Source organism: Mycobacterium sp. 1165196.3 (assembly GCF_001673415.1).
Taxonomy (GTDB): Bacteria; Actinomycetota; Actinomycetes; order Mycobacteriales; family Mycobacteriaceae; genus Mycobacterium; species Mycobacterium europaeum_A.
Map to the genome: position 1 here is coordinate 21,549 of NZ_LZLU01000062.1, position 17,816 is coordinate 39,364.

A 17,816-nucleotide genomic window follows, 5' to 3' on the forward strand; every position below is an offset into this window, starting at 1 on the left:
ATAGATGCGCCCGCCATATGGACCCGGCACCAGCGGTTTCGGCCCGGTCAGCGCCGGATTGGTGGCGTGTCTCGTCCTGCTGGTGTGGGCGGCGATATGGATCGCTCGGCGCGGGCCCCTGCTAATCGCGTTGTGGGACAAGGTGTCCCACAACGCCGTGATCGGTGAGACGCTGACCTGGCTGCGCGACCGGATCGGCGCCAGGGAACGGGCGCTGGCGCGCCGGTTGCGGGTGAGCGAGGTCGCCGGGTTGGCGTTGGCCCTCGGGCTGCTCGTCGTCGTGGCGCTGGCGGTCGGCTTCACCGAGGTGCTCGACGACGTGCTCGAGGGCGACGGCATCGCCGGATTCGACCAACCGACGACGCGGTGGCTCGCCACCCACCGGGATCTGTGGCTGACCACCGCCCTGAGGGTGGTGACCGGAGCGGGGAGTCCGCTTTTCCTGGCCGCGGTCGCCTTGCCGATCTCGGTTGTCGCCGGTTGGCGGTGCCGGTCGTGGCGGCCCGTGGTGCTGGCACTGGTTGCCGGTGTGGGCATCCCCCTGGTGCTGTTCACGGCGAAGGTCTTGGTGGGCCGGCTACGCCCGGCCCTGCCGTTCGCCCTGGTCGACGCGGACGGCTATTCGTTTCCGTCCGGGCACGCGACCGGCACCGCCGCGAGCATGGTCATCTCCGCGTGGCTGCTGACCCGCTGGCTCGTCCCGTGGTGGACCGGGCGGGTGATCGTCTGGGCGATGGCCACCGCCGTGACGTTCGTGGTCGGGTTTTCCCGCGTTTATCTGGGGGTCCACTACGTCAGCGATGTGCTGTCGGGCTGGCTGCTGGGGATGGCCTGGGCCGGCACCGTCATCCTCGTCGGCTCCTGGTGGGACGACACCCGACGGGCACGCGGCTCAGCGTCGGTCACCCCGTAAGTACGCCGGCACGGCGGTGCCCGGAGTCAGGTCGTAGGCCGGCACGGGCGGCCCGGCCGTCAGGTTCAGCGGCAGCACGCCCGCCCAATGGGGCAGCGACAGGTCCTGCGGATCGTCGGCCGGCGGGCCGCTGCGCACCTTCGCCGACACCTCGACGAGGTCGAGGGCGAGCACCCCGGTCGCGGCGAGCTCGCGCGCATCGGGGGCTCGGCAGTCGGCGGCGCGCCCCGGCGCGATGTGATCGAGCAGGCCGCCCAGCGCCCGCGACTTCTCCGCCGGATCGTCCACCACGCGCGCATCGCCCAGCACCACCACCGAGCGGAAATTCACCGAGTGGTGCATGGCCGAGCGGGCCAGCACCAGACCGTCGACCAGGGTCGCGGTGACGCAGACCGGCAGGCCCGACCCCGCGGCTTCGGCCGCCTTCGCCGCCAGCACCGGGCCGCCGCCGGACGAACCGTGCAGGTAGAGCGTTTCGTCGAGCCGGGCGTGCGTGGTGGGCAAGACCACCGGTCGACCGGCGCTCAGGTAGCCCAGGTGGCAGATCAGCGCCTCGTCCAGAATGGCGTGCACCGTGGGCCGGTCGTAGTGCGCCCGCTCCCGGTAGCGGGTCGGCGTGGTGTGTGCGGTCGGTTGGTATGCGGTGTCCACGGCGTTGCCCTCAGGTTTGTTCTAGTACATAATTTATTGCGTGCCAGTACAAAGCAGCATAACTGGAACCGGCGCGGAGTCCATAGCCGCCAGCGTCGAGGCGGCGATATCGGGCGGCGCTTTGGCGCCCGGCGACGCGCTTCCGCCGGTGCGGGAGCTGGCCACCCAGCTCGGCGTCAACGCCAACACCGCCGCCGCGGCCTACCGCCTGCTGCGTCAGCGCGGGGCCGTCGAGACCGCCGGCCGGCGCGGCACCCGCGTGCGCCATCGCCCGGCGACCACCCCGCGCTCGCTGCTCGGGCTGGACGTGCCCGCCGGCGTGCGCGACCTGTCCACCGGAAATCCGCACCCCGCCCTGTTGCCCATCGCGGGCGCGTGGCCGCCCGGCCCGGACGCGAAGCCACCGGTGCTCTACGGCGAGCCGGCCGTCTCGGCGGCGCTGGGGGAGTTCGCCCGCCGCGCGCTGTCCGCCGACGGGGTCCCCGCCGACCACCTGGCGGTGACCAGCGGCGCGCTGGATGGCATCGAACGCGCGCTCACCGCGCACCTGCGGCCCGGCGATCGCGTGGCCGTCGAGGATCCGGGCTGGGCCAACCTTCTCGATCTGCTTGCCGCACTGGGTCTTTCGGCAGAACCGGTGCGGGTCGACGACGACGGCCCGCTGCCCGACGATTTGGCCCGCGCGCTGGGTGGCGGGGTGCCCGCGCTGGTGCTCACCAACCGCGCCCAAAACCCCACGGGCGCCGCGTTTTCCGCCGATCGTGCCGCTGCGCTGGGCGCGCTGTTGGCGCGGCGAGCCGACGACCTGCTGGTGGTGGAAGACGACCACTGCGCCGGCATCTCCGGCGCACCGCTGCACACCCTGGCCGGCCGCACCGCGCACTGGGCGTTCGTCCGCTCGGCGTCCAAGGCCTACGGCCCCGACCTGCGGGTGGCCGTGCTTGCCGGCGACCATCGCACCGTCGAGCGGGTGCACGGCCGGTTGCGGCTCGGGCCGGGCTGGGTGAGCCACATCCTGCAGCGGCTGGCCGTCGACTTGTGGTCCGACCCGGCGGCGGCGCAGCTGGTGGCGACCGCCGAGCGGGACTACGCCCAAAGCCGAACCCGCCTTTGCGATGCCCTGGCCGAGCGCGGCGTCGAGGCGCACGGGCGCTCCGGGCTCAACGTGTGGGTGCCGGTTCCCGACGAGGCTGTCGCCGTGTCGCGCCTGCTCGCCGCGGGCTGGGCGGCCGCACCGGGCAGCCGGTTCCGGATGCACACGCCGGCGGGCATCCGCATCACGATCTCCGGGCTGACCGCCGACGAGATCGATCCGCTCGCCGACGCGGTCGCCCGGGCGGTGCGCCCGGCCGGCCGGGCCATCGTGTAGCCGCCGCTCAGGCGCCCTCGTCGTCATTGGCGCCGGGTCCGGGACCGCTCCACAACAGCTCAATGCCGGGATGCGGCGGCATGTCATGGCGCACGGCGTTCCGGCCCGACGGCGGATTGGTGGCGCGGCGGCTCGGCTTGCGCCGGCAGATGCGTCGCAGTGGGTGACCGAATTCAGATTGACTCATGGCGGCATCATCGGGGGTCAGCCCGCCCGGTCGCTATTCAGTTGTCCACAGCCCGCTCACGTCGAGAGAATCGCGATGAAGAATCTGCGAGGATTCCGGCGGCTCGGGCAACTTCGCCGTACGCGGCCGCCAGGCTCGACAACGTCGAATGAGCGTTGCGGCCACTCGGGTTGGGAACCACCCACAGCTCGGTTGCGTCATATGGCGACGCTTGCTTGCCCGCCTCAGCGCGGCGCTGACCGAAAGCGTCTCGGTATGCGGTGATCCCGAGGACTGCGACGACACGCGGGACGAATTTTTCGACCATCCGGTCCAGTTTCCGCTTGCCGTTGATCAGTTCGGCGGCGGTGAGCTCGTCGGCGCCCGCGGTCGCCCTGTCGACCAGGTTGGTAATGCCGATCCCGCGCCGCACCAGGTATTTCCAGTCGTCCGGCGCAAACCCTGACGAGGCGTCGATTAAGTGATCGGTGATGCCGGCGCGGTACAACGCCGGCCAGAACCGATTGCCGCGCGGCGCGAAATGTGCTTGTACGGCAGCGGTTCGCAGGCCGGGATTAATGCCCACGAACAGCAGCCGGACCTGCTCGGAGATCAGGTCGGGCACGGTGCTGCCGTGGAATCGCTTCAGTTCCTCCCGGGTGAAGCGGAGCTCATCCATGGTCGGACGAAGCGCGATCAGCCGGAGCCACCCGTGCTCCGCAATATCGCGAATGAATGCCCAGGCAGCTCGGTGCTGTCGGGATGAACCGCCGGCTCGTCCCAGGCCAGCACCAGCTCACCGGTGACCGGGACGCGCACCTGCTCGGCGCCCAGGTTGCACACGATGCGCAACCGTCCGCGCGCGAGGACGATCCAGCCTTGGTCCTCGTCGTAGTCGACGGTGAGGTTCTCCAGCCAGGGGTCGGCGAGGTCGGGATCCTCGCGCCGCAACGCGATCAGGTCGCGGTAGAGGCGGTGCAGCCGGGCGTGCTCACCGGTGTCGACCTCGGCCCAATCCAGCTTGGAGTTGGCGAACGTCTGCGGGTCCTGTGGGTCGGGAATCTCGTCGGCGTCCCAGCCGTGTTCGGCGAACTCGGCCTTGCGTCCCTCGGCGGTGGCCTTCGCCAGTTCCGGCTCGGGGTGCGAGCTGAAGAACTGGAACGGGGTCGACGCTGCATATTCCTCACCCATGAAAAGCATGGTGGTGTAAGGAGATCCGAGGACGAGCGCGGCCTTGATCGCCAGCTGGCCGCCGGTCAGGTTCTGCGACGGCCGGTCGCCCAGGGCCCGGTTGCCGACCTGATCGTGCGTGCAGGTGTAGGCGACCAGGCGGGTGGCCGGGATGCCGGATTCCGCGCTGGTGTCCAGCGGCCGGCCGTGCCGGCGACGGCGGAACGACGAATAGGTGGCGGCGTGAAAGAAGCCGTGGCGCAACGTCTGGGCCAGGGTGGCCAGGCTGCCGAAGTCGGCGTAGTAGCCCTGGCGCTCGCCGGAAACCGCGGTGTGGATCGCGTGATGAATGTCGTCGGCCCACTGCCCGGTCAGGCCGTAGCCGCCACGCTCGCGCGGGGTGATCAGCCGTGGATCGTTCAGGTCGCTCTCGGCGATCAGCGACAGCGGCCGCCCCAATTGCTGGGCCAGCCAATCCGTTTCGGTCGCGAGCTCCTCGAGGATATGGATCGCGGTGGTGTCCACCAGCGCGTGGACGGCGTCCAGGCGCAGGCCGTCGGCATGGAAGTCGCGCATCCAGCGCAGCGCGCAGCCGATGATGTAGCGGCGCACCTCGTCGGAGTCGGCGTCGGCGATGTTGATGCCCTCGCCCCACGGGTTGCTCGCCGACGACAGGTAGGGCCCATAGCGCGGCAGATAATTGCCCGACGGGCCGAGGTGGTTGAACACCGCGTCGATCAACACCCCCAGCCCCTTGGCGTGGCAGGCGTCGACGAAGCGCACCAGCCCGTCGGGGCCGCCGTAGGGTTCGTGCACGCTGTACCACAGCACGCCGTCGTATCCCCAACCATGCGTGCCGGCAAAGGAATTCACCGGCATCAGCTCGACGAAGTCCACGCCGAGCTCGACCAGGTAGTCCAGCTTGTCGATGGCCGAGTCGAAGGTGCCCGCCTCGGTGAACGTGCCGAGGTGCAACTCGTAGATCACCGCGCCCTCGACCGGGCGGCCCGCCCACGCGGTATCGGTCCACGCCGCGGCGGCCGGATCCCACAACTGCGAGCGGGCGTGCACGCCCTCGGGCTGGCGCGGTGAGCGCGGGTCGGGCAGCACGGTGGGGTCGTCGTCGAGCAGGTAGCCGTAGCGGGCGTCCGGCGCGGTGTCCACGCTCGCATGCCACCAACCGTCGGCCGAGCGCGTCATGGCGTGCGTCTGGCCGTCGACGTCGAGACGAACCAGCGCGGGCTTGGGCGCCCAGACCCGGAAGTCAGTCGTCTGCAATTCAGTCATGGTGGCGCTCCAGCAGCACGACGGGCAGGTCGGCGAACAATTGTGCCGCCGAGGTGGGGCCGTCGGCGATCACGCCGGTGAGCGCGTCCTTCCAGGTTCCGTCCGGCAGCGGCACAACCGTATTGCCCCAGCCGCTTTCGGCCAGCCGCACGGTCCAGCGGGTCACCGCCACCACGATGTCCTCGCCGCGGCGAAACGCCAGCACGTGGTCGCTGGCCTCGCCGTTGGCCAGGATCGGGACGTACTCGCCGTGCAGGAAGGTGTCCGCGTGCTGGCGGCGCACACGCAGCGCCGTGGTGACGACCCGGATTTTCGGATGTTTCAAGTCCTGCAGGGCGGCGCGCCGGGCCGAGTAGTCCACGGCCCGGCGGTTGTCCGGGTCTACCAGGCTGTCGTCCCACAGCTCGGTGCCCTGGTACACGTCGGGAATCCCGGGCACGGTCAGCGCCAGCAGCTTCTGGGCCAGCGCGTCGCTGGCGGCATGCGGATTGAGTTGGGCGACAAGCTCGGTCAGCTGGCCGGCCACCGGACCGTCGAGCACGCTGTCCAGCCACCGGTGCACCGCGTCCTCGAATTCGGCGTCCGGGTCGTTCCACGAGGTATGCCAGGACGCCTCGCGGATGGCCTTCTCGGCGTAGGCATGCAGTCGCTCGCGCAGCTCGGCGGTGACCTCGCCGCTGACCGGCCATACGCCGAAGATGTTCTGCCACAGGAACTGTCCGGTCGCCGGATCGGGGGAGGGGGCGCGTTTCTCCCACCGGGTAAGGAACTCGGTCCACAGCGACGGCACCTGCGACAGCACCGAGATCCGGGCCCGCACGTCCTCGCCGCGCTTGGTGTCGTGCGTGGTGAGCGTCGTCATGGTCTGCGGCCACAACCGCGCGCGGGTGGCGGCGCTGTGGTGAAACTCGGCGGCACCGACACCGAAGCGGTGCGGCTCGCCGCCCACCTCGTTCAGCGAGACCAGCCGGGCGTCGCGGTAGAACAGGCAGTCCTCGACGGCCTTGGCGGTGACGGCCCCGCAGAGCTGCTGCAGGCGGGTGGCCGGTTCCCCGCCGCGGGCCAGCGCCGCGGCCAGCACCTGCAGTGCGGGCCCCAATTCCGGTGCGGCCGCTTGGGTTTCGGCCAGCGCGGTAGGCAGCAGCGCGACCAGGCCGGGGTAGTCGCTGCGGTAGACCCCGATGTGGGTGAGCAGCGCGGCCACCGCCTCGGGCAACCGCGGGTGGTCGACGCCGGCCGCGGCCGCGATACTGCGACGCAACCGGCGCAGTTCGCTTGCCAAGGTTTCGGTGGCCGAACGGATCTTGAGGTCCACCAGCATGTCCGGCATCGCCCCGTAGTCCACCCCGGCGGATTCCACCAGCGCGGTCAGCGCGGGGGCGCCGTCCGGATCCACCAGCACACCGCCGATTTCGCGCAACACGTCATAACCGGTGGTGCCGCCGACCGGCAGGGTGGGCTCGAGCGCCTCGTCGACGGCCAGGATCTTCTCGATCACGATCCAGGCTTGCGGGCCGGTCAGTTCGCGCAGCCACGCCAGGTACCCGCACGGATCCGACAGGCCGTCGGGGTGGTCGATGCGGATGCCGTCGACCAGCCCCTCGGTGAACCACCGGCCGACCTCGGCGTGGGTGGCGTCGAAGACCGCGCGGTCCTCCTGGCGCAGCCCGGCCAGCGAGGTGATCGAGAAGAAACGACGGTATCCGCACACGCCGTTGCGCCAGCCGACCAGCCGGTAGTGCTGGCGGTCGTGCACCTCGGGTCCGGTATCCCCCGCGGTGCCGGGCGCGATCGGCAGCGCCAGATCACCCAGCCGCAGCAGGTCCCCGTCGACGGTGAGGTCGGCGGCGTCGTCGTCGGATCCCAGCACCGGCAGCACGATGCGGCCGTCGTCGTCGAGGTCCCAATCGATGTCGAAATACGTTGCGTAGGGCGAGGAACGGCCGTTGCGCAGGACGTCCCACCACCACGGGTTCTGCTGGGGCACGTCGATGCCCACGTGGTTGGGCACGATGTCGACGATCAGGCCCATGCCGCGCTCCCGCGCCGCGGCCGACAACCGCGCCAGGCCGTCGCGGCCGCCGATCTCGGGGGACACCGTCGTCGGGTCGGTGACGTCGTAGCCATGGCTGGACCCAGGCGCCGCGGTCATGATCGGCGACAGATACAGGTGCGACACCCCGAGGTCGTTCAGGTAGTCGAGCAGGTTTTCCGCGTCGGCGAAAGTGAATGCGAACCCACTGGATTCACCACGTAGTTGCAGCCGGTAGGTGGAGATGACGGGTAAGGCCATGCGTCACTGCGTCTTACGCAAGACCAGCAGCGAGCGTGAGGGCAGCGACACCTTCTCCTCGGCGGTCACCACCTGGTCGGCCCCCTCTTTGCGGCCCGTCGGTTCGTTGGTGTCCAGTTCCACGGTCCACTCTTTCGCATAGTCACTGTTTGGCGTCGCGAACTCCACCGGCTCTTCACCGGCGTTGAAACACAACAGAAATGAGTCGTCAACGACCCGTTCACCGCGCGCGTTGGGTGCACTGATGGCCTCGCCGTTGAGGAACACCGCCACGCACTTGTGAATGCTTTCGCCCCAATCCTCGTGCGTCATCTCGCGGCTGCTCGGATTCAGCCAGGCGATGTCGCGCACCTCGTCGCCGCTGCGGATGGGCTCGCCCTCGAAGAACCGGCGCCGCCGAAACACCGGGTGCCGCTTGCGCAGCGTGCTCACCCGGCGGGCGAACTTCAGCAGGTCGGCGTTCTTGTCGACCAAAGACCAATCCATCCAAGACAATTCGGAGTCCTGGCAGTACACGTTGTTGTTGCCGTTCTGGGTGCGGCCGAACTCGTCGCCATGGGCGATCATCGGCGTGCCCTGGCTGAGCATCAGCGTCGCCCAGAAGTTGCGCATCTGGCGGCAGCGCAGCTCGGTGATGTCGGGGTCGTCGGTGGGGCCTTCGACGCCGCAGTTCCACGATCGGTTGTGGCTCTCGCCGTCCCGGTTGTCCTCCCCGTTGGCCATGTTGTGCTTCTCGTTGTAGGACACCAGGTCGTTCAGGGTGAACCCGTCGTGCGCGGTGACGAAGTTGATGCTGGCGCTGGGACGCCGGCCGGTCGCCTCATACAGGTCCGACGACCCGGTCAGCCGGGAAGCGAACTCGCCCAGGGTTGCGGGCTCGCCCCGCCAGTAGTCGCGCACAGTATCGCGATACTTCCCGTTCCACTCGGTCCACAAACCCGGGAAATTTCCGACTTGATAACCGCCCTCGCCGACATCCCACGGTTCGGCGATCAATTTGACCTGGCTGACGATCGGATCCTGCTGCACCAGATCGAAGAACGCGCTCAACCGGTCGACGTCGTGCAGCTCGCGGGCCAACGTGGCGGCCAGATCGAAGCGGAACCCGTCGACGTGCATCTCGGTCACCCAATAGCGCAGCGAATCCATGATCAGCTGCAGCACGTGCGGGTGGCGCGGGTTGAGGCTGTTGCCGGTACCGGTGTAGTCCTTGTACCGCCGCAGGTCGGTGTCGACGAGCCGGTAGTAGGCGGCGTTGTCGATGCCGCGGAAGTTGATGGTCGGCCCCAGGTGATTGCCCTCGGCGGTGTGGTTGTACACCACGTCGAGGATCACCTCGATGCCGGCTTCGTGGAAGCTGCGCACCATCGACTTGAACTCCGCGACGGACGACGTGCGGTTGGCCGCGTACTGATTGTGGGGCGCGAAATAGCCGAAAGTGTTGTAGCCCCAGTAGTTTCGCAGACCCAGGTCCAGCAGCCGCTGGTCGTGCATGAACTGGTGCACCGGCATCAGCTCGATGGCGGTGACCCGCAGCGAGTGGAGGTGATCGATGATCGCCGGGTGGGCCAGCCCGGCATAAGTGCCCCGCAGCTCCTCGGGGACGCTGGGATGGGTCTGCGTCATCCCTTTGACGTGGGCCTCGTAGATGACGGTCTCGTGATACGGGGTCAGCGGCGCGCGGTCGGATCCCCAGTCGAAGAACGGATTGCTCACCACGCTGGTCATGGTGTGGCCCAGCGAATCGACCATCGGCGGAATCCCCGGGTCGAGCCCGTCGGCGTTGGGACCGTTCGGGTTGACGGCCTTCAGGTCGTAGGAGAACAGCGCCTGACCGAAGGTGAAGTCGCCGTGAAAAGCCTTGCCGTACGGGTCGAGCAGCAGCTTGCTGGGGTCACACCGGTGACCGGCCGCCGGCTCGAACGGGCCGTAGACGCGAAAGCCGTAGCGCTGTCCGGGTGTGATGTTCGGCAGATAAGCGTGCCAGACGAATCCGTCCACCTCGTCCAAGGGAATCCGCGACTCGCTGCCGTGATGGTCGATCAGGCACAGCTCGACCTTCTCGGCGATTTCGGAGAACAACGAGAAGTTGGTCCCCGCGCCGTCGTAGGAGGCGCCGAGCGGATAAGGGTTTCCCGGCCACACGGTGGCCAGCTTGGGTTGGTGGTTACCGCCTGGTTCTGAAGCGGGACTGTTGGTTGACACCTATCGACCTTATCCGCGCGCGGTTGCCCCCACCCGCGTTAGCGGCCAGGAGTAAGGCGGGTCACCACCAGCCGGTGGCCTCGGCGATCTGGCGGCCCAGTTCGGGCGCCATGGTCCGCACATAGGTGGGCGAGAGGTGGTGGGCGCCGTGATAGATCAGGATGTTTCCCTCGACTGGGCGGCACACGTCGGCGCGGCAGATCGCGTCGGTCATGTCGAGCACCTTGAGCTGCGGGAATTGCGTGACGAAGTCCAGCGTCTGGTTGCGGTCGGAGAGCATGTCGGAACGCTTGATGGCGCAGGACTGCGGGGTGCCGTTGCGTTTGGCGAGGCAGTCCGCCGGGTCGAATGGCTGGCCGTTCTTCACCAGCCACGGCGTGTCCCGCATCCCGAGAATCGGAATGTTGTTGTCGGACAACGTCTGCCAGATGCCGATATAGGTGGCGGGCATCACGTCGCCGGACTTGATGTTCCACGGCCGGGTGGTGGTGGTGAACACGTAATCGGGCCGGTCGGTGACCAGTTTGGTCATCGTTCGCTGCACCCACTCGCGACATTGCGGGTAGGGGGCGTTGTTGCCCATGATCAGCGGGACCTGCTCGGTCGACAGGGGACAGCCCATCTTCAGATACGTCACGACCTTGAAGTGGTGCAGCTTGCCCAGGATGTCCAGCGCGGGCAGCCAGTGTTCGGCGTGCGACCCGCCCGCCAGCGCGATGGTCCGGTCGGCGGCCACATCGCCGTAGGTGCAGGTGACCACCGCGGGGTTGACGAAGTCGCTGATGCAGCCGTCCCGGGTCGAGGCGGGCAGGTCCTGCTTGACCTCTAAGACGGTGGGCCGCATGGGCAGAGCGGGCACCCGCACGCGTTCGGTGAGGGCGCGGGCGCCGGGATAGTCCTGCGGGTTGAGGACGCTGAGCTCCTTGCCGGCCGACCTTAGGACGGTGACGTGCTGGCGCCAGGTGAACGAGGTCGCCGTCAGGGTCACGCCCAGCAGCACGACCGCCGATCCCAGCGCCATCGTCGGCCGGGCCAGGCGCGTCGCCCACGGAATCGCCGGCGCGGCGGCCGGCTTCGAGGAGGCGCGGTAGCGCAGCGGATCCTCGACGAGCCGGTTGGTCAGATAGGCCAGCACCCCCGACACCAGCAGCAGCACCGCGCCTTCGACGAAACTGGCGTGCTTGTGACCGCTGTAGGACAGCCAGAAGATCAGCAGCGGCCAGTGCCACAGGTAGAGCGCGTAGGCCATGGCGCCCAGCTCCACCAGGGGCCGCGTCGCCAGCAGCCGGTTAGGCAGCGGCAGCCGGCCACCGGCGCCGCTCTGCAGGTTGGCTCCGACCAGGATCATCAGCATGGCGGCGCCGACCGGCACCAGCGCCCACGGGCCGGGGAACTCCTGCACGCCGTCGATCAGCGCCCCGCAGGACAGCACCGCGCCCAGCGCGACGGTGGCCAGCACCGTCCGCAACCACATGGGCCAGTGGACGCGGGTCACCAGCGCGCCGACCAGCGCGCCCAGCAACAACTCCCAGCCCCGCGCAAAGCTGTTGTAGTAGGCGGCCGCCTGGTCCTGCTGATGGGCGATGATCGCGTAGACGAATGAGGCCACCGTCAACGCGGACAGGACCACCACGAGCGCGATCCGCAGCCGGGCCGCGCGCCGGAACAGCAGGGCCAGCCCGGCGATCAACAGCAGGAAGCTGACGTAGAACTGGCCCTGCACCGACATCGACCAGATGTGCTGCAAGGGGCTGACGGCCTCGCCCGCCCGCAGGTAGTCCGAGGCGGTGTTGGCCAGCTCCCAGTTCTGGTAGTAGCCCAGGCTGGCCAGGCTCTGGTCGGCGAAGGTCTCCCAGCGGGTCTCCGGTTGCACCAGGATGGTCAGCACCGCGCACCCGGCCAGCACCACGACCAGCGCGGGAACCAGCCGCCGGACGAGCCGGACCACCTCGGCCACCGGCGACAGCGGCACGGCCGGGTTCAGCGCGGTGCGGATGATCTTGCCGCCGAAGAAGAATCCGGACAGCGCCAGGAACACGTCCACGCCGCCGGAGACCCGGCCGAACCAGATATGGAAGACGGCGACCAGGGCGATGGCGATGCCACGCAGGCCGTCGAGGTCGTAGCGATAGAACCCCTGGGACCCCGTTTTGCGCGCTCCCGTCGCGACCGGATCGGCGGTGGCGTCCGGTGCAGGAGACGGTGGCGGGGTCGGCATGATCGCCAGTTAATTTACCGAAAACCCGCCACGAGCTCCCGACAGCTCGCGGCGGCGAGGCCGCTCAGCGGGGCGGGGAAGCCAGTGGCGGGTGTCGGACGGCCAACACACGGCCCGGAAATTACCTGCCGATGCCGGCGCCGGTCGGCTGCAACGGCGTCTGCTGGGCCGGCAGCTGCACAGGCGCCTGCTGGAACGGCGACTGCTGCAGCGGCGCCTGCTGCGTCGGGGCTTGTTGCAGCGGGGCCTGCTGGGTGGGCAGCTGTTGCGGGCTCTGCTGGTAGGGCGACTGCTGCAGCGGGGCCTGCTGACCGGGCAGCTGTTGGGGGGCCTGTTGGTAGGGCGACTGCTGCGCCGGGGCCTGCTGCGTCGGGGCCTGTTGGGCGGGGGCCTGCTGGCCGGGCAGCTGCTGCGGTGCCTGTTGCAGCGGCGTCTGCTGCGCCGGCGTGGCGCCGAGCACCCGGACCATGTACGGCGTCATGCCGTTGGCGCGCACCGGGGAGACCTGCACCACGTCGCCGACCTCGAGCATCTGGTTGTTGCCCAGGTACATCGCGACGCTCTGGGTGCCCTCGGGGCCGTAGAAGATCAGGTCACCCTTGCGGGCCTGCTGCGGCAGGATCTTCTGTCCGACCCGGTAGATCGCGCCCGACGACCGGGGCAGCTTGATGCCGGCGCCGGCGTAGGCGTACTGCATCAGCCCGGAGGCGTCGAAACCGACGGTGTTGATGCCGGTGCCGGTGCCGCGGGTGGGGCCGTTGATGCCGCCACCGGCCCAGGAGAACGGCACACCGCGCTGCGACAGACCGCGGGCGATCACCACATCGGTGGCCTGCTGGTAGTCCATCGATCTGGCGCCCGGGTCGGCGGTCGCGATGGTGGGAGCCACCATCGGCGCCCCGAGCAGGGCCAAACCGATCGCGAAGGCGTAGATGCGTTTCATTTTTGTGGCCTTTCCCTGGCCTCTCCAGGCGCTCAATGGGCCTCGACGCGGTGACCTCGCGCGTCCGCCCCCGGTTCATGAACCGAGCGGCGGCCTCCACGCTGGGGCCGACGCCGTCCATGGCACTTGCGAAGTGACTCAGCGGTCGCCCGCTGATTCACATCAGTCACACAAGCCACTTTGACAACAGATGGTGTTAGCCGCCAGGCCCAGGCGGGATTTTTTGTCGTACCGTGACCGGACGGTGACAGGAGCACCGAATTCCGTATGCGCAGTTGTGATTTCGGTCTCAGTCGGCGACGAAGCCGCGCGCCGGGGCCGGCGGGACCAGCCGGGTGATCAGAGCCAGTAGCGTTCGCTGAACATCGTCAGCAGCGACCCGGCCACCGAGCTGACCATGACCAGCGCCAGCGCCAGCACCGGCCAGAAGGACATGTACCAGCCCTTCAGGATCGAGACGACCGGGCCGACGACGGCGGCGGTGATGGCCGCGCCGATGCCCCCCCACACCACCGGGTGGATGTAGAGGTCCAGGCCGTAGGGGACCGGCCCGCAGGTCTCGTCCTCGCAGACGTTCGCCAGAAAGCCGAAAAGCCGCGTCGGCCAGGTGGTCGCCGTGGCCAGCACGGCGAGCAGGACCAGGAGCACGACCGTGCAGATGATGTCCCAGGGCGCCACCCGCACCCGCAACACGCGGGGCCCTGCGGCGGTTTCGGCGTCGTAGTCCACCAGCGGGTAGTGCGTGTCCCTGGACCAGCCCGGCCCGAGCGCGGGGTCGGCCTCGGGTCCCGGCGCTGCGCCCTCGGACTGCTGCGACGTGGCCATGCTGTCCCATGCTTCCCGACGTCGCAGTTTTGCGCGAATCGGCTGCTTTACCCTCGATCACTATGCCGGCGGCGAAGGCCGGGCTGACGCCCGAGCAGATCAGCGCGATCGACGCCGCGCACCTGTGGCACCCGTACAGCACCATCGGCGCCGAGTCCGTCGCGCCCGTGGTCGCGGTCGGTGCCCGCGGCGCCAAGCTCACCCTGATCCGCGACGGCGAGCCGGTCGAGGCGCTCGACGCCATGAGCTCCTGGTGGACCGCCATCCACGGGCACGGCCACCCGGTGCTGGACGCGGCCCTCACGGCCCAGCTCGGCGCGATGAACCACGTCATGTTCGGCGGGCTGACGCATGAACCCGCGGCGCGGCTGGCCCAGTTGCTGGTGGACATCACCCCGGCGGAGCTGCAGACGGTGTTCTTCAGCGACTCCGGCTCGGTGTCGGTGGAGGTGGCGGTGAAGATGGCGCTGCAGTACTGGCGCAGCCGCGATCGGCCCGGCAAGCACCGGCTGATGACCTGGCGCGGCGGCTACCACGGCGACACCTTCACCCCGATGAGCGTCTGCGACCCCGACGGCGGCATGCACTCGCTGTGGACCGACATCCTGGCCCGGCAGGTGTTCGCCCCGCAGGTGCCCCGCGATTACGACCCCGCCTACAGCGCGGCGTTCGAGGAACAGCTGGCCGGCCACGCCGCCGAACTGGCTGCGGTCGTCGTCGAGCCAGTCGTCCAGGGCGCCGGCGGCATGCGCTTCCACGACCCGCAATACCTGCGCGACCTGCGCGACATCTGTCGACGGCACGACGTGCTGCTCATCTTCGACGAGATCGCCACCGGCTTCGGGCGCACCGGCGAACTCTTCGCGGCCGACCACGCCGGGGTGAGCCCGGACATCATGTGCGTCGGCAAGGCGCTGACCGGGGGATACCTCACCCTGGCCGCCACCTTGTGCACCGCCGACATCGCCCACACCATCAGCGCGGGTGAGGCGGGAGCGCTGATGCACGGCCCCACGTTCATGGCCAACGCGCTGGCCTGCGCGGTGTCGGTGGCCAGCGTCGAGATGCTGCTCGGGCAGGACTGGCGGTCACGGGTCGCCGAGATCGGCGCCGGGCTGGCGGCCGGTCTCGAGCCCGCCCGGGCGCTGCCGGGCGTGCGCGACGTGCGGGTGCGCGGCGCCATCGGCGTCATCGAATGCGAGCGGCCGGTCGACCTGGCCGTCGCCACCCCGGCGGCCCTGGATCACGGCGTCTGGCTGCGCCCGTTTCGCAACCTGGTCTACGCCATGCCGCCCTACATCTGCACGCCCCGCGAGATCGCGCAGATCACCTCGGCGATGGTCGAGGTGGCGACGCGAACGGGCTCTCGTAGGCTCTAGGGCGATGAAGGCACCCATCGAGGTCTCCCCGCTGGCCTGGCTGGAGGCGGTGGAACGGCAGCGCCGCGAGGCCGGGCTGCGCCGCGCGCTGCGGCCGCGTCCGGCCGTCGCCACCGAGCTGGACCTGGCCTCCAACGACTACCTCGGGCTGTCGCAGCATCCCGACGTGATCGACGGCGGCGTCGCCGCGCTGCGCATGTGGGGCGCCGGTGCCACCGGATCCCGGCTGGTCACCGGCGACACCGAACTGCACCAGCAGTTCGAGGCCGAGCTGGCCGATTACGTGGGCGCGGAGTCGGGCCTGCTGTTCTCCTCCGGATACGCGGCCAACCTGGGTGCCGTCGTCGGGTTGTCGGGCCGGGGTTCACTGCTGGTCTCCGATGAGCTCTCGCACGCGTCGCTGGTGGACGCCTGCCGGCTGTCGCGGGCGCGGGTGGCGGTGACGCCGCACCGCGACGTCGGCGCCGTGGCGGCCGCGCTGCAGACGCGCGCCGAGGAGCGCGCGGTCGTCATCACCGAGTCCGTGTTTTCCACCGACGGCGCGCTGGCGCCGCTGCGCGAATTGCACGAGGTGTGCCGCGCGCACGGCGCCCTGCTCATCGTCGACGAGGCGCACGGCCTGGGCGTGCGCGGCGGCGGGCGCGGGCTGCTGCACGAGGCCGGCCTGGCCGGGGCGCCCGACGTGGTGATGACCACCACGCTGTCCAAGGCGCTGGGCAGCCAGGGCGGCGCGGTGCTGGGGCCGGCGTCGGTGCGGGCGCATCTCATCGACGCGGCGCGCACGTTCATCTTCGACACCGGCCTGGCCCCGGCGGCGGTGGGCGCCGCGCGGGCCGCGCTGGGTGTGCTGCGGTCCGAACCCTGGCGCCCGGACGCGGTGTTGCGCCACGCCGCCATGCTCGCCGAGGTCTGCGGGGTGGCCGAGGTGCCGCAATCGGCGGTGGTCTCGGTGATCCTGGGCGACCCGGACGTCGCGGTGGCCGCCGCGACCGCCTGCCTCGACGCCGGCGTGCGGGTGGGATGCTTCCGCCCCCCGACCGTGCCCGCCGGGACGTCGCGGCTGCGGCTGACCGCGCGCGCGTCGCTGGACGACGCCGAGCTCGAGGTCGCGCGCAGGGTGCTCTCCGATGTGCTCGCCGAGCTGGGTTGAGGCACACCGGTGACGGTTCTGGTCGTCACCGGCACCGACACCGGGGTCGGCAAGACGGTCGTCACCGCCGCGCTGGCCTGTCACGCCCGTCAGGCCGGCATCGACGTGGCGGTGTGCAAGCCGGTCCAGACCGGCGTCGACGCCGGCGACGACGACCTCGCCGAGGTGGCCCGGCTATCCGGGGTGACGCAGCTGGCGGGGTTGGGCCGCTATCCGCTGCCGATGGCGCCGGTGGCCGCCGCCGAGGCGGCCGGAATGCCGCTGCCCACCCGCGAGCAGCTGCTGGCGCTCATCGGTGAGCTGGACCGGCCGGGGCGGCTCACATTGGTCGAGGGCGCCGGGGGACTGCTGGTCGAGCTCGGCGAAAACGGTGTCACCGCACGCGATCTCGCCGTCGCGCTGGGCGCCGCGGTGCTGGTCGTGGTCGGGCCGTCGTTGGGTACGCTCAACCACACCGCGCTGACCCTGGAATCGCTTGCCGCGCATCATGTTTCGTGCGCTGGTCTGGTCATCGGCAGCTGGCCCCGGCGGCCCGGCGTGGTGGAGACGACGAATCGGTCCGCGCTGGCCCGGCTGGCCGCGGTGCGCGCCGCGCTGCCCGAAGGGGCCGCAGCGCTGGACGCCGCCGACTTTGCGGCGCTGTGCACCCAGGCTTTCGACCGCGACTGGGTCGCCGCGCTGGTCGGCTGATGGTCGGATCCGTCGAGCTGGTCTTCGACCGCGACACCGAGGCGGCGATCCGCAACATGTGGGAGGCGCTGGCCGCGGCGGGGATACCCAGTCAGGCCCCGGCCAGCCGGCCGCACGTGACCCTGGCCGTGGCCGAAGGCATCGCGCCCGACGTCGACGAGCCGCTGCGCGCGGTGAGCGAACGGCTGCCGCTGCCCTGCGTGATCGGTGCACCGGTGTTATTCGGCCGCGCCAGTGCGGTTTTCGCGCGGCTGGTGGTGCCGACCGAAGAGCTGTTGGCCCTGCACGCCGAGGTGCACCGCTGCTGCGGGCCGCATTTGAGGCCGGGACCGATGCCCAACAGCCTGCCCGGCCAGTGGACCGCGCACGTCACGATGGCACGGCGCGTCGGCGGCGCCCAACTCGGCCGGGCGCTGCGCGTCGCGGGCCGGCCCGCCCAGATCGAGGGCAGCTTCACGGGTTTGCGCCGCTGGGACGGCAACAAGAAGGTCGAGCACCCGATTTAGTGGCGATCGCAAGCGCGGCGGGTCGCCGGGCGCGGCGGGTCGCCACCATCG

The 17,816-nt window shown here is 70.1% G+C and carries 14 protein-coding genes and 1 pseudogene; 6 read left to right on the forward strand and 9 right to left on the reverse strand.

The window, feature by feature from the left end:
* The first annotated feature begins 4 nt into the window (after positions 1 to 4).
* Positions 5 to 913, forward strand: coding sequence for a phosphatase PAP2 family protein (locus A5659_RS05935; protein WP_067179747.1), 909 nt, complete (start codon positions 5 to 7; stop codon positions 911 to 913).
* On the opposite strand, the gene A5659_RS05940 is transcribed toward A5659_RS05935, so the two are convergent.
* Entirely contained in the window at positions 893 to 1,564 is a 672-nt protein-coding gene (locus tag A5659_RS05940) for a pyridoxamine 5'-phosphate oxidase family protein (protein ID WP_067179750.1), read from the reverse strand. The two genes, A5659_RS05935 and A5659_RS05940, sit on opposite strands and share 21 nt — an antisense overlap.
* A gap of 40 nt (positions 1,565 to 1,604) precedes the next feature.
* Between A5659_RS05940 and A5659_RS05945 the strand changes: the two genes are divergently transcribed.
* Positions 1,605 to 2,933, forward strand: coding sequence for an aminotransferase class I/II-fold pyridoxal phosphate-dependent enzyme (locus A5659_RS05945; protein ID WP_067179754.1), 1,329 nt, complete (start codon positions 1,605 to 1,607; stop codon positions 2,931 to 2,933).
* 7 nt (positions 2,934 to 2,940) lie between these two features.
* Here A5659_RS05945 and A5659_RS05950 read toward each other — a convergent pair whose 3' ends face one another.
* From A5659_RS05950 to A5659_RS05985, 8 genes and pseudogenes are all read right to left on the reverse strand, one after another.
* Positions 2,941 to 3,120, reverse strand: coding sequence for a hypothetical protein (locus A5659_RS05950; protein ID WP_066864193.1), 180 nt, complete (start codon positions 3,118 to 3,120; stop codon positions 2,941 to 2,943).
* 37 nt (positions 3,121 to 3,157) lie between these two features.
* On the reverse strand, positions 3,158 to 3,778 hold the full coding sequence (locus tag A5659_RS05955) for a mismatch-specific DNA-glycosylase (RefSeq protein ID WP_066864190.1): 621 nt from the start codon (positions 3,776 to 3,778) through the stop codon (positions 3,158 to 3,160).
* A 17-nt stretch (positions 3,779 to 3,795) separates the two neighbouring features.
* On the reverse strand, positions 3,796 to 5,556 hold the full coding sequence (treZ, locus tag A5659_RS05960; protein WP_067179757.1) for a malto-oligosyltrehalose trehalohydrolase: 1,761 nt from the start codon (positions 5,554 to 5,556) through the stop codon (positions 3,796 to 3,798).
* Positions 5,549 to 7,849 carry a malto-oligosyltrehalose synthase gene (gene treY, locus A5659_RS05965; protein ID WP_067179760.1) on the reverse strand — a complete coding sequence of 767 codons (2,301 nt, stop codon included), beginning with the start codon at positions 7,847 to 7,849 and terminating at the stop codon, positions 5,549 to 5,551. The genes treZ and treY overlap by 8 nt, the downstream gene beginning before the upstream one ends.
* Positions 7,850 to 7,852: 3 nt before the next feature.
* The gene (gene glgX, locus A5659_RS05970; RefSeq protein WP_067179764.1) at positions 7,853 to 10,054 is read right to left on the reverse strand and encodes a glycogen debranching protein GlgX; all 2,202 of its coding nucleotides are present in this window, start codon (positions 10,052 to 10,054) and stop codon (positions 7,853 to 7,855) included.
* A gap of 61 nt (positions 10,055 to 10,115) precedes the next feature.
* Positions 10,116 to 12,272, reverse strand: a complete 2,157-nt coding sequence (locus A5659_RS05975) for an acyltransferase family protein (RefSeq protein WP_066877310.1) — start codon at positions 12,270 to 12,272, stop codon at positions 10,116 to 10,118.
* A gap of 280 nt (positions 12,273 to 12,552) precedes the next feature.
* Positions 12,553 to 13,215, reverse strand: a pseudogene (gene ripD, locus A5659_RS05980) (NlpC/P60 family peptidoglycan-binding protein RipD); the annotation flags it as partial.
* A gap of 339 nt (positions 13,216 to 13,554) precedes the next feature.
* Entirely contained in the window at positions 13,555 to 14,040 is a 486-nt protein-coding gene (locus A5659_RS05985) for a hypothetical protein (RefSeq protein ID WP_082972110.1), read from the reverse strand.
* Positions 14,041 to 14,102: 62 nt separating this feature from the next.
* Between A5659_RS05985 and A5659_RS05990 the strand changes: the two genes are divergently transcribed.
* Genes A5659_RS05990 through A5659_RS06005 form a run of 4 tightly spaced genes read left to right on the forward strand, consistent with a single transcriptional unit; the run spans position 14,103 to position 17,765 of the window.
* Positions 14,103 to 15,419 carry an adenosylmethionine--8-amino-7-oxononanoate transaminase gene (locus tag A5659_RS05990; RefSeq protein ID WP_066877314.1) on the forward strand — a complete coding sequence of 439 codons (1,317 nt, stop codon included), beginning with the start codon at positions 14,103 to 14,105 and terminating at the stop codon, positions 15,417 to 15,419.
* Positions 15,420 to 15,423: 4 nt separating this feature from the next.
* The gene (locus A5659_RS05995) at positions 15,424 to 16,569 is read left to right on the forward strand and encodes an 8-amino-7-oxononanoate synthase (RefSeq protein WP_066864171.1); all 1,146 of its coding nucleotides are present in this window, start codon (positions 15,424 to 15,426) and stop codon (positions 16,567 to 16,569) included.
* Positions 16,570 to 16,578: 9 nt separating this feature from the next.
* A complete protein-coding gene (gene bioD / locus A5659_RS06000; protein WP_066864168.1) occupies positions 16,579 to 17,259 on the forward strand; it encodes a dethiobiotin synthase in 681 nt (226 codons plus the stop codon).
* On the forward strand, positions 17,259 to 17,765 hold the full coding sequence (locus A5659_RS06005; protein ID WP_067139117.1) for a 2'-5' RNA ligase family protein: 507 nt from the start codon (positions 17,259 to 17,261) through the stop codon (positions 17,763 to 17,765). The genes bioD and A5659_RS06005 overlap by 1 nt, the downstream gene beginning before the upstream one ends.
* The last annotated feature ends 51 nt before the right edge of the window (positions 17,766 to 17,816 follow it).